Origin of the sequence: Erythrobacter sp. SD-21 (genome assembly GCF_000181515.1) — a bacterium.
Classification (GTDB): Bacteria; Pseudomonadota; Alphaproteobacteria; order Sphingomonadales; family Sphingomonadaceae; genus Qipengyuania.
This window is the reverse complement of record NZ_ABCG01000006.1, coordinates 45,262-69,882: the sequence shown is the minus strand read 5'-3', so window position 1 is coordinate 69,882 and position 24,621 is coordinate 45,262. Positions and strand designations below refer to the sequence as shown.

Annotated in this window: 29 protein-coding genes; 10 read left to right on the top strand and 19 right to left on the bottom strand. The window is 65.0% G+C overall.

The window, feature by feature from the left end:
• The first annotated feature begins 146 nt into the window (after window positions 1-146).
• Window positions 147-1,655 carry a YifB family Mg chelatase-like AAA ATPase gene (locus ED21_RS10730; protein ID WP_034922334.1) on the top strand — a complete coding sequence of 503 codons (1,509 nt, stop codon included), beginning with the start codon at window positions 147-149 and terminating at the stop codon, window positions 1,653-1,655.
• A gap of 36 nt (window positions 1,656-1,691) precedes the next feature.
• Here the strand turns inward: ED21_RS10730 and ED21_RS10725 are convergent, their stop codons facing one another.
• The 4 genes from ED21_RS10725 to ED21_RS10710 form a co-directional block, all read right to left on the bottom strand.
• A complete protein-coding gene (locus ED21_RS10725; RefSeq protein ID WP_006833927.1) occupies window positions 1,692-2,195 on the bottom strand; it encodes a DUF4262 domain-containing protein in 504 nt (167 codons plus the stop codon).
• 73 nt (window positions 2,196-2,268) lie between these two features.
• Entirely contained in the window at window positions 2,269-2,619 is a 351-nt protein-coding gene (locus ED21_RS15810) for a hypothetical protein (RefSeq protein ID WP_006833926.1), read from the bottom strand.
• Between the two features lie 173 nt (window positions 2,620-2,792).
• Window positions 2,793-3,026, bottom strand: coding sequence for a hypothetical protein (locus tag ED21_RS10715; RefSeq protein ID WP_006833925.1), 234 nt, complete (start codon window positions 3,024-3,026; stop codon window positions 2,793-2,795).
• Window positions 3,027-3,103: 77 nt separating this feature from the next.
• Window positions 3,104-3,658: a helix-turn-helix domain-containing protein gene (locus ED21_RS10710; protein WP_006833924.1), complete on the bottom strand. Its 555-nt coding sequence runs from the start codon at window positions 3,656-3,658 to the stop codon at window positions 3,104-3,106.
• 187 nt (window positions 3,659-3,845) lie between these two features.
• Between ED21_RS10710 and ED21_RS10705 the strand changes: the two genes are divergently transcribed.
• Window positions 3,846-4,187, top strand: a complete 342-nt coding sequence (locus ED21_RS10705) for a hypothetical protein (protein ID WP_006833923.1) — start codon at window positions 3,846-3,848, stop codon at window positions 4,185-4,187.
• 89 nt (window positions 4,188-4,276) lie between these two features.
• Here the strand turns inward: ED21_RS10705 and ED21_RS10700 are convergent, their stop codons facing one another.
• Window positions 4,277-4,891 (bottom strand): HAD-IA family hydrolase, encoded by a 615-nt coding sequence (locus ED21_RS10700; protein ID WP_006833922.1) that lies wholly within the window; start codon window positions 4,889-4,891, stop codon window positions 4,277-4,279.
• Window positions 4,892-4,983: 92 nt separating this feature from the next.
• Window positions 4,984-5,109 carry a type B 50S ribosomal protein L36 gene (gene ykgO, locus ED21_RS10695; RefSeq protein WP_006833921.1) on the bottom strand — a complete coding sequence of 42 codons (126 nt, stop codon included), beginning with the start codon at window positions 5,107-5,109 and terminating at the stop codon, window positions 4,984-4,986.
• Between the two features lie 335 nt (window positions 5,110-5,444).
• Between ykgO and ED21_RS10690 the strand changes: the two genes are divergently transcribed.
• On the top strand, window positions 5,445-6,584 hold the full coding sequence (locus ED21_RS10690; protein ID WP_006833920.1) for a M14-type cytosolic carboxypeptidase: 1,140 nt from the start codon (window positions 5,445-5,447) through the stop codon (window positions 6,582-6,584).
• 15 nt (window positions 6,585-6,599) lie between these two features.
• Here the strand turns inward: ED21_RS10690 and ED21_RS10685 are convergent, their stop codons facing one another.
• From ED21_RS10685 to ED21_RS10665, 5 genes are all read right to left on the bottom strand, one after another.
• Entirely contained in the window at window positions 6,600-7,616 is a 1,017-nt protein-coding gene (locus ED21_RS10685; RefSeq protein WP_006833919.1) for an LD-carboxypeptidase, read from the bottom strand.
• A gap of 45 nt (window positions 7,617-7,661) precedes the next feature.
• The gene (locus ED21_RS15640; RefSeq protein WP_006833918.1) at window positions 7,662-7,835 is read right to left on the bottom strand and encodes a hypothetical protein; all 174 of its coding nucleotides are present in this window, start codon (window positions 7,833-7,835) and stop codon (window positions 7,662-7,664) included.
• A gap of 65 nt (window positions 7,836-7,900) precedes the next feature.
• Complete coding sequence (locus ED21_RS10675; RefSeq protein ID WP_006833917.1) at window positions 7,901-8,305, bottom strand: cytidine deaminase; 405 nt, start codon at window positions 8,303-8,305, stop codon at window positions 7,901-7,903.
• Window positions 8,306-8,316: 11 nt separating this feature from the next.
• Window positions 8,317-9,024: a glycoside hydrolase family 25 protein gene (locus ED21_RS10670; RefSeq protein WP_006833916.1), complete on the bottom strand. Its 708-nt coding sequence runs from the start codon at window positions 9,022-9,024 to the stop codon at window positions 8,317-8,319.
• Between the two features lie 6 nt (window positions 9,025-9,030).
• Complete coding sequence (locus ED21_RS10665; protein ID WP_006833915.1) at window positions 9,031-9,534, bottom strand: UPF0262 family protein; 504 nt, start codon at window positions 9,532-9,534, stop codon at window positions 9,031-9,033.
• Between the two features lie 138 nt (window positions 9,535-9,672).
• Between ED21_RS10665 and ED21_RS10660 the strand changes: the two genes are divergently transcribed.
• Window positions 9,673-11,199 (top strand): replicative DNA helicase, encoded by a 1,527-nt coding sequence (locus ED21_RS10660; protein WP_034922408.1) that lies wholly within the window; start codon window positions 9,673-9,675, stop codon window positions 11,197-11,199.
• A gap of 1 nt (window position 11,200) precedes the next feature.
• On the opposite strand, the gene ED21_RS10655 is transcribed toward ED21_RS10660, so the two are convergent.
• On the bottom strand, window positions 11,201-11,731 hold the full coding sequence (locus ED21_RS10655) for a hypothetical protein (protein WP_006833913.1): 531 nt from the start codon (window positions 11,729-11,731) through the stop codon (window positions 11,201-11,203).
• A 55-nt stretch (window positions 11,732-11,786) separates the two neighbouring features.
• The gene (locus ED21_RS10650; RefSeq protein ID WP_006833912.1) at window positions 11,787-12,974 is read right to left on the bottom strand and encodes a phosphatidylserine/phosphatidylglycerophosphate/cardiolipin synthase family protein; all 1,188 of its coding nucleotides are present in this window, start codon (window positions 12,972-12,974) and stop codon (window positions 11,787-11,789) included.
• Window positions 12,975-13,087: 113 nt separating this feature from the next.
• On the opposite strand from ED21_RS10650, the gene rpoZ reads away from it, so the two are divergent.
• Window positions 13,088-13,432 (top strand): DNA-directed RNA polymerase subunit omega, encoded by a 345-nt coding sequence (gene rpoZ, locus ED21_RS10645; RefSeq protein ID WP_006833911.1) that lies wholly within the window; start codon window positions 13,088-13,090, stop codon window positions 13,430-13,432.
• Between the two features lie 53 nt (window positions 13,433-13,485).
• On the opposite strand, the gene ED21_RS10640 is transcribed toward rpoZ, so the two are convergent.
• Window positions 13,486-14,268 (bottom strand): sterol desaturase family protein, encoded by a 783-nt coding sequence (locus tag ED21_RS10640; protein ID WP_006833910.1) that lies wholly within the window; start codon window positions 14,266-14,268, stop codon window positions 13,486-13,488.
• 105 nt (window positions 14,269-14,373) lie between these two features.
• Here ED21_RS10640 and ED21_RS10635 point away from each other — a divergent pair, with 105 nt between their 5' ends.
• On the top strand, window positions 14,374-15,519 hold the full coding sequence (locus tag ED21_RS10635; RefSeq protein ID WP_034922403.1) for a DUF3667 domain-containing protein: 1,146 nt from the start codon (window positions 14,374-14,376) through the stop codon (window positions 15,517-15,519).
• Here ED21_RS10635 and ED21_RS10630 read toward each other — a convergent pair whose 3' ends face one another.
• From ED21_RS10630 to ED21_RS10620, 3 genes are all read right to left on the bottom strand, one after another.
• Window positions 15,520-15,819, bottom strand: coding sequence for a hypothetical protein (locus ED21_RS10630; protein ID WP_006833908.1), 300 nt, complete (start codon window positions 15,817-15,819; stop codon window positions 15,520-15,522).
• Between the two features lie 114 nt (window positions 15,820-15,933).
• Window positions 15,934-17,904, bottom strand: a complete 1,971-nt coding sequence (gene ftsH / locus ED21_RS10625) for an ATP-dependent zinc metalloprotease FtsH (RefSeq protein WP_006833907.1) — start codon at window positions 17,902-17,904, stop codon at window positions 15,934-15,936.
• A gap of 82 nt (window positions 17,905-17,986) precedes the next feature.
• Window positions 17,987-18,625: a TetR/AcrR family transcriptional regulator gene (locus tag ED21_RS10620; protein ID WP_006833906.1), complete on the bottom strand. Its 639-nt coding sequence runs from the start codon at window positions 18,623-18,625 to the stop codon at window positions 17,987-17,989.
• Between the two features lie 83 nt (window positions 18,626-18,708).
• Between ED21_RS10620 and ED21_RS10615 the strand changes: the two genes are divergently transcribed.
• The 4 genes from ED21_RS10615 to ED21_RS10600 are packed head-to-tail and all read left to right on the top strand — an operon-like array spanning window position 18,709 to window position 22,959.
• Window positions 18,709-19,842 carry an ABC transporter permease gene (locus tag ED21_RS10615; protein ID WP_006833905.1) on the top strand — a complete coding sequence of 378 codons (1,134 nt, stop codon included), beginning with the start codon at window positions 18,709-18,711 and terminating at the stop codon, window positions 19,840-19,842.
• Entirely contained in the window at window positions 19,839-20,543 is a 705-nt protein-coding gene (locus ED21_RS10610) for an ABC transporter ATP-binding protein (RefSeq protein WP_006833904.1), read from the top strand. The genes ED21_RS10615 and ED21_RS10610 overlap by 4 nt, the downstream gene beginning before the upstream one ends.
• A complete protein-coding gene (locus ED21_RS10605) occupies window positions 20,543-21,535 on the top strand; it encodes an efflux RND transporter periplasmic adaptor subunit (RefSeq protein WP_006833903.1) in 993 nt (330 codons plus the stop codon). Before ED21_RS10610 ends, ED21_RS10605 begins: the two co-directional genes overlap by 1 nt.
• Entirely contained in the window at window positions 21,535-22,959 is a 1,425-nt protein-coding gene (locus ED21_RS10600; RefSeq protein ID WP_006833902.1) for an efflux transporter outer membrane subunit, read from the top strand. Before ED21_RS10605 ends, ED21_RS10600 begins: the two co-directional genes overlap by 1 nt.
• Here ED21_RS10600 and ED21_RS10595 read toward each other — a convergent pair.
• Window positions 22,929-23,897 carry a HupE/UreJ family protein gene (locus tag ED21_RS10595; protein ID WP_006833901.1) on the bottom strand — a complete coding sequence of 323 codons (969 nt, stop codon included), beginning with the start codon at window positions 23,895-23,897 and terminating at the stop codon, window positions 22,929-22,931. The two genes, ED21_RS10600 and ED21_RS10595, sit on opposite strands and share 31 nt — an antisense overlap.
• Window positions 23,894-24,610 (bottom strand): peptidyl-prolyl cis-trans isomerase, encoded by a 717-nt coding sequence (locus tag ED21_RS10590; RefSeq protein ID WP_006833900.1) that lies wholly within the window; start codon window positions 24,608-24,610, stop codon window positions 23,894-23,896. Before ED21_RS10590 ends, ED21_RS10595 begins: the two co-directional genes overlap by 4 nt.
• Between the last annotated feature and the right edge of the window lie 11 nt (window positions 24,611-24,621).

Here is a 24,621-nt window from a genome sequence, read left to right as displayed (position 1 = left end):
CAGGCGACCGCTCTTGGAAGGGGCGCGCTTAAGGAAATCGGGGACGAAGGTCAAGCCTGAAGGCGCGCCCGCGCGCTCCCGATCACGCAGGCCTCGACAATATAAGGACTTCTTGCCAGACCGCCAGACAACAAGGGGGAATTGGTTTGGTCGCACTGGTTCGTACGGTGGCCTATCTCGGGCTGGAGGCACGCCGCGTCGAGGTGCAATGCAGCCTCGCGCCGGGCCTGCCGAATTTCAACATCGTGGGGCTGGCCGACAAGGCGGTGGGCGAGAGCAAGGAGCGGGTGCGCGCCGCGCTGTCCTCCATGGGCCTCGCGCTGCCGCCCAAGCGGATCACCATCAACCTCTCGCCCGCCGACCTGCCCAAGGAAGGCTCGCATTACGACCTGCCCATCGCGCTCGCCGTGCTGGCGGCGATGGGAATCACCGATGCCGAGCAGCTGGAAGACTGGATCGTGGTCGGCGAACTGGCGCTCGACGCGCGCGTCCAGCCTTCACCCGGCGTGCTGCTGGCGGCGATCCACGCGAGCGAGGCAGAGAAGGGCCTGATCTGCCCCGCCGCGCAAGGGTCGGAAGCCATCTGGGCGAGCGAGGTCCCGGTCCTGGCTGCGCCCGATATCGCCAGCCTGCTCAACCACCTAAAGGGCACGAGCCAGCTGCCCCCGCCCGAACAGGGCTCGGTCGAGGATGCGGGCAAGGCCCCGGATCTCAAACAGGTGAAGGGGCAGGAAACCGCCAAGCGCGCGCTGGAGATCGCAGCGGCGGGTGGACACAATTTGCTGATGATCGGGCCGCCGGGCGCGGGCAAGTCGCTGCTGGCGAGCTGCCTGCCCGGCATCCTGCCGCCGCTCTCCCTGCCCGAGGCGCTTGAGGTGAGCATGGTGCAATCGGTTGCCGGACTGCTCGAGGAAGGCCGCATCAGCCGCGCCCGCCCGTTCCGCGCGCCGCATCATTCGGCGAGCATGGCCGCGCTCACCGGCGGCGGGCTGAAAGTGAAGCCGGGCGAGGTCAGCCTCGCGCATCTGGGCGTGCTCTTCCTCGACGAACTGCCCGAATTCCAGCGCGCCGTGCTCGATTCGCTGCGCCAGCCCCTGGAGACCAACACGGTCGATGTCGCGCGGGCCAATGCGCATGTGACCTTCCCCGCCAATGTCCAGCTGGTCGCAGCGATGAACCCGTGTCGCTGCGGGCATCTGGGCGACCCCGCACTGGCGTGTTCGCGCGCCCCCAAATGCGCCGCCGATTACCAGAGCAAGGTGTCCGGCCCGCTGCTCGACCGCATCGACCTCCATGTCGAGGTCGACCCGGTCAGCGCTGCCGACCTCGCCCTGCCCCCGCCCACCGAGGGCACGGCGGAAATCGCCGCACGCGTGGCAGCAGCCCGATCCGTCCAGTCCGCCCGCGCCGAGGCCAGCGGCGCGCGCACCAACGCCGAACTGCAAGGCGACGCGCTGGAGGAATTCGCCGGGCCCGACGAAAAGGGCCGCGAACTGCTGATGCAGGCGGCCACCGCGATGCGGCTGTCGGCGCGCAGCTACACGCGAATGCTGAGGGTAGCGCGGACGATTGCGGATCTGGCGGGGGCGGAGAAGGTAGGACGCATCCATGTGGCGGAGGCGCTCAGCTACCGGAGGCAGCCGCCGAGAGCGTGAAGTATTGAAGGGCAGCTATTGGGTGGATTCCTGCCGTCAGATCGTCAGGCCATTCCAACTGCCATCTGTTAAGTCGGGCTGATCGCTTGCGAACGCTGGATCGAAGTCCGGCTGCCACGGAAAGATCCCCGCACGGTCCGGCCAAACGAGCTGGAGGCACGGGAAATTGTCACTGCGGTAAAACCACTGGCTCCAGCCGAGATGCTCGGCGTAGAAGTCTCGAGAGACAGGAACGAACACAGCCTGATGTTTGCCGAATATACCCGAGAGTTTTGTCTCCGGTTTCGGAAAATTCCCCTCGCGAATATTGCGGTGAATGTCCCAGAAAATATCGTGCGACACCTGCTTCGGCAATGAGAACACAATGATTTCTGGGTGGCCTAGGCCATGGAAGAAGCCGGTTGAGTAGGTGAAGTCAGGTTCCTGCTTCTCTAGATCGAAAACGCGTGTGCCGAACCACCCATGCTCCCGGATTTGGGCAAGAAAGTCGCGATCTGCGGGGTCAATTTCAGTTTCAGGGAGTTCGAGTGCTGTTTTCATGCCCCTGAACTTGAACGGAAATAGTGCTCTTCACAATGACCGTTATCGGGTCGTTAGCGGAAAGTAGCCTGGCCTACTGTTCCTCGCTCATGTCGAGGTTGAGCTTGACCGTTTCATGCTCGTGGTCGCCCTCGAACTTGGCGAGGAAGTCGGCGATGGGCATGGCCTGATCGGGCACTTCGCCCACACCGGGCGCGGGTGCGGGCGCAGCCATCCCGTCGGCAGGCGTGGTCTTGACGTGGAGGTAGGGCACCCAGACTTCGCCGTAGTCGGCCTGCTGGTACCACACGTCGAGCACGTCGTAGCTCGCCCAGGTCCCGTCGGGCTCCTTCAGGCGGAGGCCTTCGCCAATGCGCGGCACGCTCATCGCCTTGATGCGAAACTGCGTCTGGTGCGTCTCGTTCTGGACTTCGATTTCGATCACGTTTTTTATCCGGCTTAAAGGGGCATGCGCCCCGATTCACCGCAAGGTATCTCACAAAGGTGTTTCGATGGTTTTAACGATGACGTCACACCGCCAGAGCCTGATTTGACGTCACTTTTGCAAAGCCTCGTTAACCAGGTTGCCGAAGTGGCTGCGAGGCCTGGCGAGCGCACTCAGGTCTCGAATTCCGCAGCATAGGGCGTGTTTTTCACGAGGTGACGGTTGAAATCGGGCGCGCCGTCGTCCCACCAGACCGGCCCGCGTTCGCCCAGCCCTACCTTGGCGTCATGCACACGAGCGCGCGCCGCCTTCTCCGCTTTTGCATCATCGGAGCGCCTGGCCGCCGCGACGGCGCGCCGCGCGTCCATCAATTCGTGCACGAGCGATTCGCGTTTCGCTTCAGGCAAGGCCGGGTTGCTCGCCCGCCATAGCCTTCCGCGCACCACGATATAGCGGCCGTCGGCGGTTCGCTGGATCTCGTCGGTCAGGCTGCGTCACGGCCCTTGCGGCGGGCTTCCAGCTCGATCACCGAACCGCATTCGAGCGCCTTGCCCGGCTTCGCCTTGGTGCCATCGGCGCGCACGCCGAGATTGGCGCGTTCGACGAGGTGGAGGTCTGCGGGCCCGAGGATGCGGCCATCGTGACTCAGGATCGAGGTCGGCCCGATCGGCAGGCGGTCGCGCTCGTCTACCAGAACGGGATTTTCGGTGACTTCGTGACCGTATTTCTGGCCCCACTGGCGCAGCGCGACCATGGCGGGGAGGAGGTCGAAGCCTTTTTCGGTCAGGCGGTATTCGATCTTGCGGCGGTCGTCCGGGCAGGGATCGCGCTTGAGGATGCCGTGTTCGACCAGCTTGGCCAGCCGGTTCGAGAGGATGTTCCGGGCAATGCCCAGCTCGCTCAGGAATTCCTCGAAGTGATGCAACCCGTTGAAGCTGGCGCGCAGGATCATGAAGCTCCAGCGTTCCCCCATCACTTCGAGAGCCTGCGGCAGGCCGCATTCGGTCAGTTCACGCAAGGGTTCACGGATATCGCCCATAAAATCAGTCCTTCCAGAGCAACCTATCTAGCGCAATTCCGGCCCATGCCAAATTATTCGAGAAAAGGGTTGTGGAATGCAACCTATCTAGGTAGGTAGCGATTCGCAACCAGTTGTAAAGAGAAACTGATATTGTAGTTATCGCAACTGGTGTTGAGCAAATTGCATCAGCCGAAAGGTATCGACCATGACCCTCTCCAACTCCCCCTCCACCAAGCTCGGCGTGTTCGGCGCCGCTGTCCTCTACACCGCCGCCGGCTTCGGCGCGCTCGTCGCCCCAACGGTTGTCGAAGCTCGCAGCAACGGCCCGTTCTACACCGCCGAGCTGGCCCAGCCCGCTGCCGAGCGCACCGTGATCGCAGGCGGAGTCGCCTGGACCTGCGAAGGCACCAAGTGCGTCGCCGGCAAGGGCACCTCGCGCCCGCTGCGTGTCTGCCGCGAACTGCAGCGCGACACCGGTGACGTGGTTGCCTTCACCTCCAAGGGAAAGGCGCTGGAAGCCGACAAGCTGGCCAAGTGCAACGGCTGATCCCGGCCACGAAATCCCCTACCCCCTCTCCATCAGGGTGGTCCTCGATGCCCCGGCACTTTCAAGCGCCGGGGCTTTTTCGTGAGAGGTCAGATAAGTCCGCGGCCCGTGAGTTCGCGTTCGAGCGAGGCCGCATCGGTAAAGTGATGGACCTGCCAGCCGCATCCGCGCGCGGCCTCGATATTGGCCGGGTTGTCGTCGATAAAGAGCATGGCCCCCGGCGCATGGCCGAAACGCGACGCCGAAAGGGCGAAAATCGCCGGATCGGGCTTGGCAATCCGCTCCTCGCCCGAGACGACGATATCGATGAAGCGGTCGAAGATGCGTTCGTGCGGGCGGAAACCCGCCCAGAACTCGGCACCGAAATTGGTGATCGCGAAAAGCGGAACGCCCGCTGCTTCGAGCCGCTCGACCAGCGCGTGGCTGCCGGGGACGGGGCCGGGAATGGTCTCGTTGAAACGCGTCGCATAGGCGCGGATTTCTTCGGCGAAATCGGGATAGAGCGCAATTCGCTCGGGCACCATCTGCGATAGCGGACGGCCCGCGTCATGGAGGAAATGCCATTCCTCGGTCACGACCTCACCCAGCACCTTTTCAAGGCGCGCGGGATTGTCGGTCATCTTCTCGAACAGGGCGGACAGCTGCCACTGGTACAGCACGCGCCCGACGTCGAAGACCACCGCTTCGACCTTTCTATCGCTCATCGTTCACCTGCAAATGCGAACGGCCCGCACTCCTCGCGGAGCCGGGCCGGTCGATAGACACTCGCGGAAGAGACCTTCCGCGCAGCCGAGGCTTAGCCCTGGCGGGCCTTGAAGCGACGGTTGGTCTTGTTGATGACGTAGGTGCGGCCGCGACGACGGATCACGCGGCAATCGCGGTGACGGCTCTTGAGCGACTTGAGGCTGTTGCGGATCTTCATCGTTTCTCTCTGATCAAATAAATACGCGCCGGAGATAAGGTCCGGCGCGCCGAATTCAAGCGCGCCCGTTAACGGCGCGGGTGATTCTGGTCAAGGGTTTCCTCACATTGCTCAAGGCCTGTGCTCGTTTAGTTGCTCATGCAAGCGGTCGTCGCCAAACAGAAGTATCGAAGGCGGGCCGCTCACGGGTAGCACACGATTTGGTAAGAGCAATTGCCTAGAGGGCGCTGCGACATGGCCGGTCCCGGCCAGAGATTCAGCCCTTGCGCATCGCCTTTCCAACGCCCATTCGGGCCGGCACGCCTTGGGCTAGAGGAACAAAGAGAGGTTTTTACGTGAGCGATATCCGGATCGATTCCGCCTTCGACAGCGGCAATATCGAAACCCTGTCGGTGGACGGCGCAACTGCGCGGCTGGCGATCCCGCTGGATACGAACAGCGAGTTCAAGCAGTGGTTCCACTTCCGCGTGGCAGGCGCAAAGGGCCGCGAGCTGGTGCTCAAGATCACCCAGCTTTCCGACAGCGCCTATCCTGACGGCTGGCCCGATTACGACGCCTGCGTTTCGGAAGACCGCGACTATTGGGGCCGCGCCGCGTCTTCCTATGACAAGGACGAGGAAGGCGGCACGCTCACCATCCGCTACACGCCCGCCAGCGACATCGCCTGGTTCGCCTATTTCGCGCCCTATTCGATGGAGCGCCACCACGATCTCGTCGCCGAAGCCGCGGCCTCGGAAGGGGTCGACCATGTCGCGCTCGGCAACACGCTCGACGGCCAGCCGATCGACTGCCTCGAAATGGGCGAAGGCAGCTTCAACGTGTGGCTCTATGCGCGCCAGCACCCGGGAGAAACGCAGGCCGAATGGTGGATGGAAGGCGCTTTGGAAGTGCTGACCGACCCCGCCGACAGCGTGGGCCGCAAGCTGCGCCAAAAGTGCCGCCTGCACATCGTGCCCAACTGCAACCCCGACGGGTCGAAGCGCGGGAACCTGCGCGTCAACGCGGCGGGCGCGAACCTCAACCGCGAATGGGAAAATCCGAGCGCGGAACGCAGCCCCGAAGTGCTCGCCATCCGCAACCACATGGACAAAACCGGCGTCGATTTTGCCATGGACGTCCATGGCGACGAGGCGATCCCCGTCAGCTTCCTCGCCGGTTTCGAAGGCATCCCTTCGTGGACCGACGAGCAGGGCAAGGGCTATTACGAATACGAGGCGATCCTCGACCGCCGCACGCCCGATTTCCAGACCGAGCAGGGCTATACCAAGGCCGCCCCCGGCAAAGCGAATTTGTCGATGAGCACCAACCAGGTCGCCGAACGCTTCGGCGCGACGGCGATGACGCTGGAAATGCCCTACAAGGACAACAAGGCCGATCCCGAGCCCGAACAGGGCTGGTCGCCTGAACGCTGCAAGATGCTCGCACGCGACTGCCTTGCGAGCCTCGTCGAATGGATGGACGCGCGCGGGGCCTGATCCCGCCCTACCGGGTCAGCGCACGATCGGCTCGAGCAGCCTGATCGTGCGCGCGCCCGCGTCCACCTCAACTCTCGCCCCATGCGGCAGGCTCAGCTGGCCGCGGTGATGGCCGATGTTCGCGCCGACGAAGGCGGGAACGCCGAGCGACGCAAGATGGTGGTCCAGCACCTCGTCGAGCGTCTGGCCGCGATAGTCCGCATCGGTGCTGGCGCAGCTGCGGCAGCGGCCGAAGACCACCGCCGACGCCTTGCCCAATATGCCCGCAAGCGCCAGCTGCTGCAGCATGCGGTCGATGCGGTATTCCTCCTCGTTCACATCCTCGAAGAACAGCACCGCGCTGTCGCAATCGGGCAGGTAAGGCGTGCCCATCAGCGTCGAGAACACGGTGAGGTTTCCGCCCAGTAGCCTCCCCTTGGCGAACCCTGGCGCGATCGTGCGCCCTTGCGGCCCCTGCACGAGGTCTGCCCGCTCGCCGCCAAGCGTGGGTGTCTCGCCAGTGAAGGCCAGTCGCCACAGGCTCTCCCAGCTCTCCTTCGGCCAGGGGCTGGCGGCGTTGGGCGCGTGGAGACTCGCAAATCCGGTTTTGGCAGCGATGGCGAGGTGCAGCGATGTCACGTCGCTATAGCCCACCAGCAGCTTGGGATTGCGCCCGACCAGCTCCCAATCGACCAGTTCGAGCAGGCGCGCTCCGCCCCAGCCGCCGCGAATGGCGAAGATCGCCGCGATTTCGGGATCGCCGAATAGGGCGTTGATATCGGCGGCACGCTCGCTGTCGCTCCCGGCGAGGTAGCCCTCGCTGCGCGACACATGGTCTGCGAGCTTTGGGACCAGCCCCATGCCAGAGATGTTGTGCCGGGCGTAGGCGATCTCGCCTTCCGAGACCGCGCTCGCCGGAGCGATCAGGCCGACGGTGTCTCCAAGCGACAGCCGACGCGGTCGCCTCGCGCTGCGGGCTGCGGCCATTGAGGGCAGGCCGAGCGCCGCTCCCGTCGATGCAAGGAAGCCAAGGGCTGTGCGCCGGTCCATCATGCCTGCCGCATCTAGCGGAACATGCCGGCCCGGGCCAGCGGCGGGTCAGGTCGCGGCGAGTTTGGCCGCGACGCTTTCGGGCGTGCCGGTCACGAGCAGCGGCTGGCTGCCCACCATGCCCACCAGCGTCTGGCCGTTTTCGCCCACACGCAGCCACGCCACATTGCTGGCGACGACCAAGTAATTGCCGCCGCGCGATTCCAGTTGGACGAATTTCATTGTCGCTGACTCCGGACGCATGGTGCGCCACGACGTCTTGCTAAACGTAAATGGTGAAGGAAGCGTTAGACCAGGCTCGCCGGACCGAAGGCGTCGGGCAGGAGCGCGCTCAGCCGCGTGCGGCGGACTTCGTCCGGGCCGACGCAGAGGATTTCCGGATCGGTCCCGCCCAGCTGGGCCAGCTCGTTCAGCACCTGGCGGCAGCGGCCGCAGGGCGTGATCGGCATGTCGCCCGGCCCGGTCACCGCGACCTTCTCAAGCCCGCCGCGCACTCCGTCGGCCATGGCCTTGGACACGGCGACCGTCTCGGCACAGAGCGCCAGACCGTAGCTCGCGTTCTCGATATTGGTGCCAGTCACCACGCTGCCATCGGCGAAGAGCAACGCGCTGCCCACGGCAAAACGCGAATAGGGAGAATAGGAATGTTCGGCTGCGCCGCGGGCGGCAGCGATCAGGTCGTCATCGGTCATGGGGTCGGTTCCTAGGGGCGCACGACCAGCCAGCGCAAGGGCTTCTCGGCGGCGGCGCTGTCGTAGGCGGAATTGGCGGTCCAGACGGTCCACGGCCGCCCGGCGTAGAGGGGTTCCTCGACATCGCCGGTCAGCCAGAGCGCGCGTTCGAGGCGGCGTGCGGGGCGGTAGAGGTCCTCGAATTCCTCGCTCGGCGCAAGCACCACGGGCGCGCCGGTATGCGCCTCGATCTGGTTGACCAGAGTAAGAAGTTCGCTCTGCACCGCGGCATCGGAGACGCGCTCGAAACATTCGTCGGTGGTGCGGGTCAGCTTGATGGCCGCGGGCAGCAGGTCGGCATCGCGCGGCACGATGGTGACGTAATTGGCCGACTGGCCGTCCGCCGTCTCGCACGGGTCAAACAAATGCACCGCGCCGACCTGCAGCCCCGCCTTGCGCGCAGAGGCGAGATTGCGCGAGAAATTGGCATCCTTGCCGCGCGCCCCGCGGCTGGCCTCAAGATAGACGAAGCTGGCTCCCAGCCCCTTCAAGACCTCGAAATCGATAGCGCCGTCATTCTCGCCGACGAAAGCGCCCTGGTCGGGATATGCGGTTTCGTCCGGGCGCCAGCCGCGCTGTTCGTATTCGGCATAGAGCCAGTAGCCGGCGCCGATCAGCCCTGCGAGCAGCAGCAGTTTGAGGAACAGACCGGAGCGGCCCTTCTTCTTGCGTTTCGCCATCGCCCGTCAGCCCTTGATATGGAGGACGCAGATGAGCGTGAAGAGGCGGCGAGCGGTGGCGAAATCAGTTTCGACCTTGCCTTCCAGCCGTTCGAGCAGCAGCTCGGCGGCGCGGTTGTGGACGCCCCGGCGAGCCATGTCGATCGTCTCGATCTCGCCCGGCGTCGCCTTGCGGATGGCCTGGTAATAGCTGTCGCAAATGGCGAAATATTCGCGGATCGGGCGGCGGAAGCGCGCAAGGCCCAGCAGCAGTTCCTCGACCAGCGTGTCCTCGCTGTCGGCGATGGTCATCAGCAGCCGCCCGTCTTGCACCGCAAGCGTGAGATGATAGGGGCCGCTCGCTCCGCGCTCCGCCGCGCGCAGCGGTTTGAAAGTGTTTTCCTCGATCAGGTCGAAGATGGCGATACGCCGTTCCTGCTCGATATCGGCGTTGCGCCAGATGATCGTCTCCTCGTCGAGCTCGATCTTGGCAATGCGGTGGTCGCCGGAAGGGGTGGTTGAATCGCTCATCGTCCGATGCTGCTTTCGCAAGCACAGCGATGCGGGGCAAGTGGACTTTGAGTCTTCCCCGATATCCACAAGCTGCTGCGACAAATCAGCACGGGCAATCGCTTGTCCCAAGAGTCCCCGACAGCCATGGTGCCGCGCATGGCCGACACCGATCTCCTCTTTCCCGCTACCGATTCGACTCCTGCCAAGGACGTGCAGGGCACCACGCTACCCAGCAATGTCGAGGCCGAGGCCGCCTTCCTGGGTGCGGTGTTGATCGACAACCAGGTGGTGGGCGAGCTCAACACGCCCTTGCAGCCGCACCATTTCTACGAGCCGGTGCACGAGCGTATCTACGAACGCGTGCTCAAGCTGATCGACCGCAACTCGGTTGCGACGCCGGTGACACTGAAGCCCTATTTCGAAAGCGACGAGGCGTTGAAGCAGCTGGGCGGCGTGACCTATCTCGCCCAGCTCACCGCCGACGGGCAGGGCCTGCTCGCCACCGGCAAGCTGGCCGAACAGATCTACGACCTCGCCCTCCTGCGCGAGCTGGTCCATGTCGGGCGCAACCTCGTCGAAGGCGCGCTCGACACTTCGGACGAAGTCGCGCCGATGGAAAGGATCAGCCAGGCCGAGGCCGATCTCTACAAGGTCGCCGAAGGGGCAACCACCGGCAACGAAGCACAGGATTTCCGCACTGCAGCGCTCGGCGCGCTCAAGATGGTCGAGGCGGCGATCAATTCGGGCGGCAAGTTTTCCGGCAAGACGACCGGTCTCGAAACAATCAACGACAAGACATCCGGCCTGCACAATTCCGATCTCATCATCCTCGCCGGGCGTCCGGGTATGGGCAAGACCTCGCTTGCTACCAACATCGCCTTCAACGCCGCGCGCCGCCTGATGGACGACAAGAAGATTGGCATCGAAGGCAGCGAGAGCCCGGGCGCGGCGACCGCCTTCTTCAGCCTTGAAATGAGCGCCGACCAGCTGGCCACGCGTATCCTTGCCGAGACGGCGGAAATTTCCTCGGAAAAGCTGCGTTCGGGCCGCTTGAGCAAGGAAGAGTTCCAGCGCCTCTCCTTCGCCAGCCAGGAATTGAACGAGCTGCCCCTCTATATCGACGACACGCCCGGCCTAACCATCGGCGCGCTGCGCACTCGCGCCCGCCGGTTGAAGCGCCGCCACGATATCGGGCTCGTCATCGTCGACTATTTGCAGCTGCTCCAGGGCTCGGGCCGCGCGAACGACAACCGCGTGAACGAAATTTCGGAAATCAGCCGCGGCTTGAAGACGCTGGCCAAGGAACTGCACGTCCCCGTGATCGCGCTCTCGCAGCTCAGCCGTGCGGTGGAGCAGCGCGAAGACAAGCGCCCGCAGCTCTCCGACCTGCGCGAATCGGGCTCGATCGAGCAGGATGCCGACATGGTGTGGTTCATCTTCCGCGGCGAATATTACCACAACGCGCTGAAGCCCGACACGCCGGACGAGACCAGTAGCGAAGAAGTGCGGATGAAATACGCCGATTGGGAAGCGCGCCACCTCGAACTGGTCAACCGCGCGACGCTGATCGTGGCCAAGCAGCGTCACGGTTCGACCGGGAACGTGCCGCTGCTGTTCCAGAGCGAGTTCACCAAGTTCTCCTCGCCCGAAATGCGGGGCGGGTACGAGGATGATTACGAATAGGTCATGCCTCCGGCTGCGAGCCGCATTCATAGCGACCTTCGACCGACACCTCCTGCCCTCCGCGGGCAAGGGTCATTGTCGCGACCATCGGGGCAGGTCCTGTCGCCGGTGCCGGCGTTTCCCGAATTTCCGCTTCCTGGGTGACCATAATATCGACGGACAGCCCTCCCTCGCCGGTGAAGCTCGCGGCCGATTGCAGCGCGTTATAGCCGCCATCGCCATCCAGCGAGACTTCTTCGGGCTGCCCATCGAGGACCACCAGCCCTTCGCCGCCCTCGATGTTGGCGGAATTCGCAACAGCTGCAAACAGCACTTCGTTACCGCGGGAGAAAACGCAGCCCAGCTCGCCCATCAGATTGCGATCGCGCCGCAGTCCTTCGTCCAAGATGCCCGGGACCAGCGTTGCCTGCGAGACCGGAGCGGCGGGAGTGGGATCTGCGGACGAGGTCAATGTCTCGTCGGCCCGCTCCTCAATGGGATCGGAACAGGCTGCCAGGGCGAGCAAGGCGACGGGCGCGAGTGCAAATTTCATGGGTATCTCCTATGCTATCCCAAGGCAGGGAAGCCAGATGCGTTCCACAAAGGCGTCAGAACCCCAGGTTGGTCCGCCGCGCCACGGTGTAGTCGATCACCGAAACCAGCACCCAGCCCGCCCACCAGCGCACCCGGTTCCACAGCGTCGCGCGCTGCTTGTGCTTTTCCGGCGTGATGCGCTCCGACGCTGCGATATGGTGGCTGACGAAATCCCGCATTCGGTCGGCCAGCGCCTTGTCCTCGATCCGCAGCATGATCTCGAGATTGAGATAAAGGCTCCGCATGTCGAAATTGGCGCTGCCCACATAGACCGCGTCATCTAGCACCAGCAGCTTGGTGTGCAGCTTGCAGGGGGAAAATTCCCAGATCTTCGCGCCGCGCTTGAGCAGGTATTTGTAGAGCGAGCGGGTCGCCCCGATGGTCGCGCCATTGTCGCTCTTGGCGGCCATCAGCAGCCGCGTCTGCCCCTTTTTCGCCACCCGCGCGATCCGCTTCAGCAGCGTATAGGGCGGCGAGAAATAGGCCATGAAGATGTCGAGCCTCTCGCCCTCCTTCAGGTCCTGCGTGACGCAGCGTGCCCAGGTCGAGAGGCCGCGCGTCGGCCCGCCGACCAGCCAGCGCGCGTGGCCGTGCTTAGAGGTCCAGGACCAGTCGCGCACGGTCTTCTTGATAGCGGTGAAATGCGCCTCGTCGTCATCGGTCCAGTCGCGCAGCCGCGCGAACCAATCGGTTAGGCCCTGCACGCCGTCGCCCTCGATGCGGATGCCGATATCGTTCCAGCCGTTACGCTCGGGGGGAGCGAAATAGTCGTCCTCGATGTTGAAGCCGCCGAACATGGCGCGGGAATTGTCCGCGATGACCATCTTCTGGTGGTTGCGGATGAGATAGCGCAGGCTCCAGCGCGGGCTGAAACACAGGTAGCGCCCGCCGCAATCCACCAGCGGCTTCAAAAATTCGTCGCTGGCCGAGGCACCGAAGCGGTCGATGATCAGCGTCACCTTCACGCCGCGCCCGGCCGCATCGCACAGGGCGTCGCGAAGCTCGGTCGAGACCTCGTCCTCGGCGAAAATATAGAAACAAATGTCGAGCGTTTCGGTCGCGCTGCGGACCAGTTCGAGCATCGCCTCGAGCCTGTCCTTGCCGGCGGGATAGAAGGTCAGCGACTGGCCCTGCGCCTCGGCCGTGAAGGGCGGAGGATCGCGATAGACGCTCGCGATGTCGACGGTCGGTTCTGCTCCCATGCGACCCACCTCTTAGCGCGCTGCGCGAAAGGCGCAAATCCTTGACTATCGCGCGCCCACCCCCTATTTGCAGCGCTTTCCGAGATTCTCGAACTTATTACACCGGAGTGCCCATGGCGCGCGTTACCGTCGAAGATTGCGTAGACAAGATTCCCAACCGTTTCGATCTCGTCCTGCTGGCTGCCCAGCGGGCGCGCGAAATTTCGGGCGGTGCGGAAATCACGCTGGAGCGTGACCGTGACAAGAATCCGGTCGTCGCCCTGCGCGAAATCGCCGAGCAGACGGTGAAGCCCAAGGACCTCAAGGAAGCCGCCGTCACCAATTTGCAGAAGATCCTGCCGGACGACGACGACGAGATCGATGAAGTCGGCTCGCTCAGCCAGTCGGCCGAAGCGCTGCGGATCACCGCATCGGCGCCGACCCGTTCGACCTCGATCGGGGCCGATTACGAGGGCTGATCCCTTCGCATTTGCGCAAGACATGAAGACCCGCCCCTCACCGGGCGGGTTTTTCATTTGCGAAACGGCAAAAGCAGGCTCCAGCCAAGTTTGTGCGGGCGGGTGTCCTGGTATTCTTCCAGCCCGATGGTGAGCTGCCCCCCGGCCTTACGCGTGTAGGTCCCGAAGAGCCGGTCCCAGCCCGACAGCAGCGTGCCGTAATTGCTGTCGGTCTCGCGCTGGATCGCAGAATGGTGGATGCGGTGCATGTCGGGCGTGACGAGCAGCGCGCGCACCGGTCGCTCCAGCCCTCGGGGCAGCGCGAAATTCGCGTGGGTGAAAAGTGTTGCGAGGTTGAACACCAGTTCGAACGCAAACACGCCCCAGACCGGCAGGCCGAGCGCGACCACCACCGCCATCTTGAAGCCCATGCTCAGCACGATCTCGAACGGGTGGAAGCGCGCCGCCGTTGTCACGTCGAACGCGGGATCGCTGTGATGGACCTTGTGCAGCCGCCAGAGCAGCGGGACGCGGTGGGTCGCCCAGTGCTGGACATAGAGCGCAAGGTCGAGGGCGAGGATGGCCATTGCCCCGCCGGCCCATGAAGGCAGTTCGAACTGGTTCAGCAGCCCCCACCCCCGCTCTGCTGCCAGCGCCGCGGACCCGATCATCAACAGCGGCACGATGAGGCGCACGGCGAGCGTATCGAGCGCAAACAGGGCGAGATTGGTCACCCAGCGATGGCCGCGAGGTGCTTCGCGAGCCGGGCGCAGCCATTCGACCAGCGCGAATAGGGCGAAGACCAGCGCCATCGCGCCGAACGCGCCCAATTCCCATTGCATGGCGAACGTATCCATTCCGGTTATCTCGCAATCGCCAGTCCAATGTGCAAGGCGGCGGCGAGACTCTGGCCTTCTTGCGACAGGCACTTATACTTGGGCGCGGATTAGGTGGGGGAAAGCGTGAGCGATATCGGCGACGCCATCGGAACGGCAGTGGAAGGCGGGCTTTTTGCCAAGGCGCTGGACGTGCGCTCCGGCGACAAGACCCCGCTCGAGAAAGGCCATTTTGCCGAAGGGCAGTGCCTCAACTGCGGGACCGAGCTCATCGGCTCGCATTGCCACGGATGCGGCCAGCAGGCGCATCTCCACCGCACGCTCGGGGCCTTCCTGCACGACCTGCTGCACGGCGCGCTGCATTTTGAAGGCCGCACCTGGCGCACTCTGCCCAAGCTCTTCTTCAAGCCCGGTGAGCTGACCCGGCGCTATATCGAAGGCGAACGCGCGCGGTTCGTTTCGCCCATGGCGGTGTTCCTGTTCAGCATCTTCCTCATGTTTGCCGTGTTCCAGTTCGCCGGGATCAGCGCTCCCACCGACATTCGCGGCGACAGCACCGAAGAGCTGGCCCAAATGGCCACCACCGAGTTTGAGCGGGTCGAGACGCAGCTGGCCGAGGTCGAGAGCGAACTGGCCGATCCCGAGACGCCGGCGGAAGAGCGCGAGGAACTGGAGCGGCGGCGCAAGGAATTGTCCGACCAAGCCGCCGCAATCCGCGAGGCGCAGGAGAACGTGCCCTTCTTGCGCAGCGACAGCGAACCGCTCGAAACCGATTCCGACGGCAACACGATTGTCCCGCTCACGAACAGCGACGGGGCGACGATGAAGGTAAAGTCGTCCGGCTTCGACTGGGTCGATGGCGCGGTCGACAAGTGGCGCAAGAATCCAGGGCTCATGCTCTACAAACTGCAGACCAATTTCTACAAGTTCAGCTGGCTGCTGATCCCGCTATCGATCCCCTTCGTGTGGCTGCTCTTCGTGTGGAAACGGCGTTTCAGGGCCTATGACCACGCGATCTTCATCACCTATTCGATCTCGTTCATGACGCTGCTGATCCTCACTGTCACTCTGCTGGCCATGTTTGGAGTGGACGAAGCGGTGTGGGGGAGCATGCTGTGCTTCATCCCGCCGATCCACATGTACAAGCAACTGCGCGGCGCCTACGGCCTGTCCCGCTTTTCGGCGCTCTGGCGGCTGTGCCTGCTGATGGTCTTCATCGTGATCGTGCTGGTGATGTTCCTGCAGCTGCTGCTGGTGATCGGAGCTTTCTGACTATTCCGCGGGGTCTTCACGGTCCTTGTTGAGGTCCTGCCCGGTGATCGGTGCGGGGCCCGGCGTTTCCGTGTCGCCTTCCTCGATATTGCGTTCAAGGTTTGCTGCGCCTTCGCTGACCGCGCCGGCTGCATCCTTCGCGCCGTCTTCAAGCGCCTCGCCCACGACGGCGGCGTTGGCTTCGATATCGTCGCCCGCAAGGTCGGCGGTGCGTGCGGCGTCGTCCTGCGTCTCCTGCGAACAGGCGGCGAGGCCCGAAAGCATCAAGGCAGTGGCGGTGGCAAGGGTCAGGCGGTTCATCGGCAAATTCCTCATGGTTCGGGCCGCTCTTGCGGCCCTCGTGCCTCCCTCAACGCAAGAAGGGCGCCGCCGGTTTCCCGAGCGACGCCCTTCGCGTGTCCATTGACTGGATGATCAGGCCCCGGCGGGAGCGCCCTCGCCCGATCCGCCGAACTTCTTGCCGGCCTTAGGAACAGTGCTGCTGCCCGGCTGGCTGACCGAGACCGGACCCTTGGGCTCGTCGGGCCGGTCGATCTTGCCGTCCTTCATGAGTTGGTCGATCTCGTCGCCGGTCAGCGTCTCGTATTCGAGCATCGCCTGGGCGAGCAAGTGGAGCTTGTCCTCCTGCTCGGTCAACACGTCGGTGGCGCGCTTGAGGCCGTCCTCGACCAGGCGCTTGATCTCCTCGTCGATGAGCTTGTTGGTCTCCGCGCCCGACATGGTACGCGCGGTCTGGCCCATGCCGAGATAGCCTTCCTGGCTCTGCTCGTACTGCAGCGGCCCGAGCTTGTCGCTCATACCCCATTTGGTGACCATGTTGCGCGCCAGGTCGGTGGCGTACTGGATGTCACCGCTTGCGCCGCTCGAGACTTTCTCGTGGCCGAAGATGATCTCTTCCGCCACGCGGCCGCCCATGGCGACGGCAAGGTTCGCGTGCATCTTGTCGCGGTGGTAGGAGTAATTGTCGCGTTCCGGCAGGCGCATGACCATGCCAAGCGCGCGGCCGCGCGGAATGATGGTGGCCTTGTGGATCGGGTCCGATGCCGGCTCGTTGAGGCTGACCAGTGCGTGGCCGGCCTCGTGATAGGCGGTCATCTTCTTCTCGTCCTCGGTCATGACCATGGAGCGGCGCTCCGCGCCCATCATCACCTTGTCCTTGGCGTCCTCGAATTCCTGCATCGCGACGAGGCGCTTGTTGCGGCGCGCGGCCAGCAGGGCGGCTTCGTTACAAAGGTTTGCAAGGTCCGCGCCGGAGAAGCCCGGCGTGCCGCGCGCGATAGTGCGCGGGTTCACATCGGGAGCGAGCGGGAGCTTGCGCATGTGCACGGCAAGGATCTTCTCGCGCCCGTCGATATCGGGAACGGGCACCACGACCTGGCGGTCGAAACGGCCCGGACGCAGCAGCGCAGGGTCGAGCACATCGGGACGGTTCGTCGCCGCGATGATGATGATGCCTTCGTTGGCCTCGAAGCCGTCCATTTCGACCAGCAACTGGTTCAGCGTCTGCTCGCGCTCGTCGTTCGAATTGCCGAGGCCATGGCCACGGCTGCGACCGACCGCGTCGATTTCGTCGATGAAGACGATGCAGGGCGCGTTCTTCTTGGCCTGTTCGAACATGTCGCGCACGCGGCTTGCGCCGACACCGACGAACATCTCGACGAAGTCCGAGCCCGAAATGGTGAAGAAGGGCACCTCTGCCTCGCCGGCGATGGCGCGGGCGAGCAGCGTCTTGCCCGTACCGGGCGAGCCGACCAGCAGCGCGCCCTTGGGAATCTGGCCGCCCAGCTTGGAGAAGCGGCTCGGGTCCTTCAGGAACTCGACGATCTCTTCCAGTTCCTCGCGCGCTTCGTCGATGCCGGCCACGTCCTCGAAGGTGACGCGGCCCTGCTTTTCGGTGAGCATCTTGGCCTTGGACTTGCCGAAGCCCATCGCCCCGCCGGCGCCGCCGCCCTTCTGCACCTGGCGCAGGGCGAAGAAGGCGATGCCGAGGATCAGCAGGAAAGGCAGGATATTGATCAGCGCATAGACCAACAGGCTGCCGTTATCGGCTTCCTTACCCGAGTATTCGACACCGTTCTCTTCGAGCAGCGGAGTCAGACCCGGGTCGTTTTTTACCGGGATGGTGTTGAACGTCTCGTTGTCGTTCGTCACGCCGGTAATTCGATCATCGGCGATCTCGACCGATTTGATCGTGCCTTCGGCGACCTTTTCCTTGAAGTCGGAATAGAGCAGCGAAGTGCCCGCGCCCTGACCGCCACCGCCGAGCATGGAGACCACCAGCAACAGGCCGAGGAATACGCCGCCCCACACCATGAGGCTCTTGATCCACGGATTGGGACCGTTGCCTTCGGGTTCGGGAGGCTGGTTCTGGTTATTGTCGCGCATTGCGGTGGCAATCCTTTCCTAGACTGTAGGAATGTAGGAGCACGCTGGTGAATGGCAAGTTTAGAGGCCCGCGATTTTTCGCTTAGTTGCGGTCACAGTCATCGACTGCATAGGCGCGACAAAATACCTCGACCGCGCCTTCAATGCGTTCGCGGTCGCGATTGGGGTCGCCGGGGTGGCCGAACCGCCGTTCGAGATCGCCCATGCCCTTGCACATGGCGGCGAATTGTTCGACCGCCAGGTCAACGTCGTCGATCCGTACTTCGCCTGTCTCCACCATGGCGCGCATCAGCCCGGCAAAGGCCGCCTTCATACGATGCGGGCCCGAGGCGAGGAAAGCCGCGCCGATGGCCGGTTCGTGCTCGGTCTCGGCGGCGATGCGGCGCTCGAACTGGACCATTTCGGGGCGCGAGAGGAAGGCTACCATGGCCTCGCCGATCGCGGTGAGCCGGTCGCGCAAGGACCCGCGCATATCGGGCGCGGCGGCGAACTGGTCGCGCATCTTCTCGCATTCGCATTCGACTGCGGCAGCGAAAAGCCCGCGCTTGTCGCGGAAATGGTTGTAGACGGTGACCTTCGATACGCCCGCATCGGCAGCCACCTGCTCGATCGAAGTCGCCGCGAAGCCGGATTCGAAGAAGGCGCGCGAGGCCGCCGCGAGGATCGCCTCGCGTTTGGCGGTATCCGCCGGCCGGCCTGCCTTTTTCGCCTCGCTTGACAAAGTGAACGGTCCCGTTCAGTTGAACGCCTGCGTTCACCAATGGACGAGTCGCAGGCAATAGGCAAGCGGAGGCACCGAGGCAGATGATCTGGATCGCGATCCGCATGCTGACCGGCGACGCCCAGAAGTTCTTCGGACTGGTGTTCGGCATCGCTTTCTCGACCCTGCTCATCACGCAGCAGCTGACGATTTTCGTAAACCTGCTCGAACGCGGGGCGAGCGGGGTCTACAACGTCTCCAGCGCCGATGTCTGGGTGATGGACCCGGTCAGCCGTACCACCGATGTCGCTTACGCCATGCCTTCCACCGCGCTCGACAAGGTGCGCGGCGTGCCGGGCGTCGAATGGGCGGTGCCGCATATCCGCGCGCAGGCCTCGGTCCGCACCAAGGACGGCGACCTTGAAGGCGTGGCGGTGATCGGGGTGGACGATGCAACGCTGATCGGCCTGCCGAGGAACATGGTCGAAGGATCGGTCGATGTCCTCTCGCAGCCCGACAGCGTCATCATCGACGATGTCGGAATGACCCGCATGTTCCCCGGCCAGTCACCCATCGGCGAGCGGCTTGAGCTGAATGACCAGCGCGCCGTTATCCGCGGGATTGCCGATGCCATTCCCAGCTTCACCAGCACGGTGGTGCTCTATACCAAGTACAGCCAAGCGCTGAATTACGTGCCCGGCACGCGCAACCGCCTGTCCTTCGTCCTCGTCGGGGCTGAGAACCCGGCCGAGGCCAAGGCGCTGTCCGAACTGATCGAGCAGGAAACCGGCCTCAAGGCCCAGACCCGCGAGGAATTTGCCCGCGACGGCGTCGATTTCATTATCGAGAATACCGGCATCCCGCTCAACTTCGGCATCACCGTGGCGCTCGGCTTCATTGTCGGCGTGGCGATTGTAGGCCTTACCTTCAGCCTCTTCATCCGCGACAACATCAAGCAGTTCGGCGCGCTAAAGGCGATTGGCGTCACCAACGGCAAGATTCGCAAGATGGTCGCCGCGCAGGCGGGGCTGGTCGGGTTGATCGGCTATGGGCTCGGCGTGCTCGGCACGGTTGGGTTCATCAGTGCTTTTTCCTCCGATCCCACCTTCAAGGGGTTCTACATCCCCTGGCAGATCCCGATCATCAGCCTCGTCGCCGTCACGCTGATCCTGGCGCTGACCGGCTGGCTCGCGCTGCGCAGCGTCCTAAAGACCGAACCGGCGGCGGTGTTCCGGTGAGCGGTCCGGCCATCTCCACCCGCGGAGTCACGCGCGATTTCAAGGCGGGGCAACAGACGATCACCGTGCTGCACGGCATCGATCTCGATGTGCGCGCGGGCGAATTGACCTTCCTTGTCGGCGAAAGCGGATCGGGCAAGACGACGCTCATCTCGATCATGTGCGGCATCCTCTGGCCGACCGAAGGCGAGGTCGAGGTCTTCGGCACCGACATCTACGACCTGTCGGACGACGCGCTGGTCGATTTCCGGCTGCAGAATATCGGCTTCATCTTCCAGCAGTACAATCTCATCCCCTCGATCGACGCGGCCAGCAACGCCGCCGTTCCGCTCATCGCGCAGGGGATGGACCGGCACGAGGCGCGCGAGAAGGCCGTCGCCATGCTTGAGAAACTCAACATTGGAGACCAGGCCGCCAAGCTCCCCAACCAGCTTTCGGGCGGCCAGCAGCAGCGCGTCGCCATTGCCCGTGCGCTGGTCCACGAACCGCGCCTCGTGGTCTGCGACGAGCCCACTGCCGCGCTCGATGCCGCTTCGGGCCGCCGCGTGATGGACCTGCTGCGCGAAGTGGCGGTCGCCGAAGACCGCGCCTGCATCATCGTCACCCACGACAACCGCATTTTCGACATGGCCGACCGCATCCTCGTGCTCGAGGACGGGAAGGTCACCCATGACGGCAAGCATATGCCGGAGGATCACTGATGGCCCTGAACCTACGCAACCTGAGCTTTTCGCGGCAAATCCTGCCGGTGATCGCAGTCATCGGCCTGATCTTCGCGGCCTTCTACATCCTGTCGGGCCAGCCCGACCGCGAGCTGTCCGAACCGGAACGCGAGCCTCCGCGTGCGCCCGAAGCGCTGGCGGATGAGGCACGGGTTGCAGGCTCCGGCGTGGTCGAACCGTCGAGCGAGCTGGTGCAGATCGGCTCGGCCCTGTCGGGTCTGGTCACGGGCCTCTACGTCCAGCCCGGCGACCGCGTATCGCAAGGACAGACGCTCTTCACCGTCGACGACCGGCAGGCGCGATCGCAATTGCGCGAAGCCAACGCCGCCATCGGCGAAGCGCGCGCGGCGATTGCCGAGGCGCGCAGCGCGCAGTCCACTGCCGCGAGCCAGCTGGAGCTCTACCGAAATGTCGACGATCCCGCAGCGGTCAGCCGCAGCGAAGTCATCCGCGCCGAGGGCGAAGCGAGTGCCGCCGACCAGCGCCTCTCGCTCGCCCGCGCGCGACTCGAAGCGGCCGAGGCGCGTGCCGCCTCCGCACAGACCGAACTCGGCCGCCTGACCGTGCGCGCGCCCATTTCGGGCGAGATCCTCGCGGTGAACATCCGCAAGGGCGAATATGTCTCGACCATGGGCGGCGGCGGCTCGCGGCCTTTCATCGAGATGGGCCAGACGCAGCCGATGCATGTGCGCATCGATATCGACGAAGAACAGGCTCCGCGTCTCGCCATGGGCGAACCGGCGACGGTGTCCCCACGCGGCGCTTCCGGCCGGCAGGTGCAGGCCACCTTCGTGCGCGCGGAGCCGCTCGTCGTTCCCAAGCGCTCGCTCACCAATTCGGCCGCCGAGCGCGTCGATGTGCGCGTGCTGCAGGTGATCTACGAGCTTCCCGGCGAAGCCGTAGGCGATGGTGGCATCTTCCGGGTCGGCCAGCAGGTCGATGCCTATATGCCCGCGAAGAAGGCCCAGTAATGCGCCGCGGTCTGATCCTTGCGGGCACGCTGGCTCTCGCGGCCTGTGCGGGCGGACCGCCGCCCGAAGTGGCGACGCCGACGCCGGTGCTGCCGCCCGAATTCCTCTATGCGCCCGACGCGCCGACCGGGACCGCGCTCGCTGAGCTCCTCCCGCAGTCCGACCCGGGCTTCGATACACTGGCCGCGCAGGCGCTGGCCGGTTCGCCGACGCTGGGTGAAGCGCTCGCGCGGATCGACCAGGCGCGCGCCGGGGCTGACCGCGCAGGGGCCGAGCGCCTTCCTTCCTTGGGTGCCAACGCCTCGGTCACGGGCCAGCGGACCAACCCCGCGCAGTTCGGTGCCTCCTTGCCGCCGGGCGTAGCCATCGATACCGAGCGCGTGAGCTACGCCGCCAATCTCACTGCGCGCTGGGATCCCGATATCTTCGGACGGCTGCGCGCGCAGGAACGCGCCGCGCTGGCCCGCGTCGACGCTGCCACCGCTTCCTCGCTCGCCGTGCGCAACGCGCTGGTCGCAGAGATTGGCGCGAGCGTGATCGACTGGCGCACGCTGGATGCACGGCAGGCCGCGATCGAGGAAGACATCGCGGCCGCCGAGGAACTCGCCCGGCTCGCCGGCGTGCGCGAGGAGGCGGGCATCGCGCCCGGATTCGACCGCGTGCGCGCGACAAGCGCCGCCGACGCCTCGCGCAGCCGGTTGGCCGCGCTGGCGAGCGAACGCGCGCGGCTGACCGGACGGCTGGTCACGCTGACCGCGCAAGGAGCGGCGCAAGTGCGCAGCGCGCTGGCGCCCGATGCGCCGGAGCCCGCCCTGCCCGAATCGCCGGTCGCATTGCCCTCGACCCTGCTCGCCAACCGCCCCGACGTGCTGGCCGCCGCCGCAACGCTCGCCGCAGAAGATGCCGAGCTTGCGGCCACCGCTCGGCGCCGCTTCCCGGTCTTCGACCTCTCCGCCGTGATCGGCCTCCTCGCCTTCAGCCCCTCCGACCTCTTTGACGAGGACAGCCTCGTTGGCACGCTAGCGGCCTCGGTCGCAGGGCCGCTGTTCGACTTCGGCCGGATCGAGGCGGAGATCGACGGCGCGGCTGCGGAGGAGCGCGCCGCCTTCCAGTCCTATCGCGGCGCGGTCTACACCGCGCTGGGCGATGCCGAGGCGGCTTACGGTCTCGTCGCAGCGGCCGACCGCGAACTGACCGCGGCGCAAGCCGAGGCCGCGAGCCTCCAGCGTGCCGCCAGCCTTGCCGAGACACGCCAGAAGGCCGGCCTCGCCGACTTCCTCACCGTGCTCGAAGCGCGCCGTGCAGCCGATGCCAGCGGGGAACGAGCCGCCGCCGCGCTCGGGCGGGCGCAGCGGGCGCGGGTGGTGCTATGGCAGGCGCTGGGCGGCGAGGCTCAGCCGACCAGCCGGTCGACCAGCCAGTAGGCACCGGTAATTCCGATCGCATAGGAAGCGAAGCGCAGGGCCGGCGTTTCGGCCGCCGGTCGGGCGCGGCGGATTGCGGCCAGCACCATGAGCGCGAGGCCAATGACGAGCAATTGCCCCGCTTCCACACCGAGGTTGAAGCTGATGAGGGCCGCGGGCACCTCTCCTTCAGGGAGGCCGATTTCGCGTAAGGCGCCGGCGAAGCCGAAACCATGGAAGAGGCCGAAGAGGAAGGCGACCAGCCAGGGCAGGCGGCGGGTCAGCGTATCCTTCGTCCCGCGTGCGACCTCCACCGCGAGGAAGACGATCGACAGCGCGATGAGCACCTCCACCGGTCGCTGCGGCAGGCCGGCGACGCCGAGCGTCACCGCCGCCAGCGTCAGCGAATGCGCCACGGTAAAGGCCGTCGCCGCCTTCACCACCGCCCAGCCGCGGCCGACCAGCAGCACCAGCGCGATCACGAAAAGCAGGTGGTCCCAGCCCTCGAGTATGTGCTCGACGCCGATGCGGAAATAGCTTCGCCAGACCTGCGCGGCACTGGCGCGCGGCTGGATGACCGCCATGGGCTTTTCGGGTGTCAGCCTATGGACCTGCATCGACCTGCCGAGCGGGGCGACCCGCAGGATCGCTTCACCCGGCGTTGCAAAGTCCCAACCCAAGGCGCGCGTGTCCAGCGTTCCCTCGCACATGACCCTTGCTCGGCCACCGACAGCGATGGGGGTTACATCGTAGACGGGCTTTTCGGCCATGTGACAAGTGTCCGGCAGGATCGGGACAACCGTGTCGGCGGTCGCACCCGGGACAACCGGCTGCCTCCAGCCAAGCGACCATTCGGCCTGCCCGACCTGCTTGAAGTAGATCGAAACCGGCCGCAGCTCGTCCGCGAGCAGCGGGGCCGGGATCACCGCCAGCAGCCAGGCCAACAGCCAGCGGATCATTCGATATCGACCGTGTAGGCCTTGTGCAGCAGGTCGAAGGCTTTCTCGCGGCGCGCGGCGGCGGTGCTGCTGCGCCAGTCGGCTTCGACTCGTTCGCGCATATCGCCAAGCGGGCGCGCGCGGCCCCGGGTCCGCTCTTCGAGGTCGACGAGGTGCCAGCCGAAACCCGATTGCAGCTGCGCACTGCGGGTCGGTTTCATCCGGGCAATCCGGGCTGCGAATTTGCTACCGAACACAGCCTTGACCTCTTCATAGCTCGCCCCGTCCATGCGCGGCGGCAACGAGATCGGGAAACCTTCCTCGCGCCCGTCCCCGTCGAGGGCGGAATGCAACGCATCCTCATCGGGATAGTAGCTGTGCGAAAACGTGAAACGTTCGCCTTCGGCAAACCGCCCGGGGTGGTCCTGGAGCCAACGGGAAAGGACATCGTCGGACACGGCAGCGGTTTCCACTTCGGCACTGGCCAGCTCGTCCATCTTGCTCGCCAGCCTGCGCCTTACCACCGGGTCGCCGCGATCGAGTCCGAGCCTCAGTGCCTCGCGGTAAAGCACTTCCTCGCGCACCCATTGGCCGATACGCGCGTCGAGTTCGGCGTCGGTCGGCGCGCGGCCCATCGTCCGCTCGAAGGCGAGCGCAAGACCGGCCTGCTGCTCGCGGCTCAGCGTGATGCTGCGCTCGGACGGATCGACCGGCTCGCCAACAAGCGCCAGCACGCCCCAGATCG

Excerpts from the sequence above, each read along its gene's own strand:
- ED21_RS10725 (WP_006833927.1), bottom strand. The coding sequence starts at position 2,195 with ATGAAAACAGCACTCGAACTCCCTGAAACTGAAATTGACCCCGCAGAT.
- ED21_RS10710 (WP_006833924.1), bottom strand. The coding sequence starts at position 3,658 with ATGGGCGATATCCGTGAACCCTTGCGTGAACTGACCGAATGCGGCCTG.
- ED21_RS10705 (WP_006833923.1), top strand. The coding sequence starts at position 3,846 with ATGACCCTCTCCAACTCCCCCTCCACCAAGCTCGGCGTGTTCGGCGCC.
- ED21_RS10700 (WP_006833922.1), bottom strand. The coding sequence starts at position 4,891 with ATGAGCGATAGAAAGGTCGAAGCGGTGGTCTTCGACGTCGGGCGCGTG.
- ykgO (WP_006833921.1), bottom strand. The coding sequence starts at position 5,109 with ATGAAGATCCGCAACAGCCTCAAGTCGCTCAAGAGCCGTCACCGCGAT.
- ED21_RS10685 (WP_006833919.1), bottom strand. The coding sequence starts at position 7,616 with ATGATGGACCGGCGCACAGCCCTTGGCTTCCTTGCATCGACGGGAGCG.
- ED21_RS15640 (WP_006833918.1), bottom strand. The coding sequence starts at position 7,835 with ATGAAATTCGTCCAACTGGAATCGCGCGGCGGCAATTACTTGGTCGTC.
- ED21_RS10675 (WP_006833917.1), bottom strand. The coding sequence starts at position 8,305 with ATGACCGATGACGACCTGATCGCTGCCGCCCGCGGCGCAGCCGAACAT.
- ED21_RS10670 (WP_006833916.1), bottom strand. The coding sequence starts at position 9,024 with ATGGCGAAACGCAAGAAGAAGGGCCGCTCCGGTCTGTTCCTCAAACTG.
- ED21_RS10665 (WP_006833915.1), bottom strand. The coding sequence starts at position 9,534 with ATGAGCGATTCAACCACCCCTTCCGGCGACCACCGCATTGCCAAGATC.
- ED21_RS10660 (WP_034922408.1), top strand. The coding sequence starts at position 9,673 with ATGGCCGACACCGATCTCCTCTTTCCCGCTACCGATTCGACTCCTGCC.
- ED21_RS10655 (WP_006833913.1), bottom strand. The coding sequence starts at position 11,731 with ATGAAATTTGCACTCGCGCCCGTCGCCTTGCTCGCCCTGGCAGCCTGT.
- ED21_RS10650 (WP_006833912.1), bottom strand. The coding sequence starts at position 12,974 with ATGGGAGCAGAACCGACCGTCGACATCGCGAGCGTCTATCGCGATCCT.
- rpoZ (WP_006833911.1), top strand. The coding sequence starts at position 13,088 with ATGGCGCGCGTTACCGTCGAAGATTGCGTAGACAAGATTCCCAACCGT.
- ED21_RS10640 (WP_006833910.1), bottom strand. The coding sequence starts at position 14,268 with ATGGATACGTTCGCCATGCAATGGGAATTGGGCGCGTTCGGCGCGATG.
- ED21_RS10630 (WP_006833908.1), bottom strand. The coding sequence starts at position 15,819 with ATGAACCGCCTGACCCTTGCCACCGCCACTGCCTTGATGCTTTCGGGC.
- ftsH (WP_006833907.1), bottom strand. The coding sequence starts at position 17,904 with ATGCGCGACAATAACCAGAACCAGCCTCCCGAACCCGAAGGCAACGGT.
- ED21_RS10615 (WP_006833905.1), top strand. The coding sequence starts at position 18,709 with ATGATCTGGATCGCGATCCGCATGCTGACCGGCGACGCCCAGAAGTTC.
- ED21_RS10605 (WP_006833903.1), top strand. The coding sequence starts at position 20,543 with ATGGCCCTGAACCTACGCAACCTGAGCTTTTCGCGGCAAATCCTGCCG.
- ED21_RS10600 (WP_006833902.1), top strand. The coding sequence starts at position 21,535 with ATGCGCCGCGGTCTGATCCTTGCGGGCACGCTGGCTCTCGCGGCCTGT.
- ED21_RS10595 (WP_006833901.1), bottom strand. The coding sequence starts at position 23,897 with ATGATCCGCTGGCTGTTGGCCTGGCTGCTGGCGGTGATCCCGGCCCCG.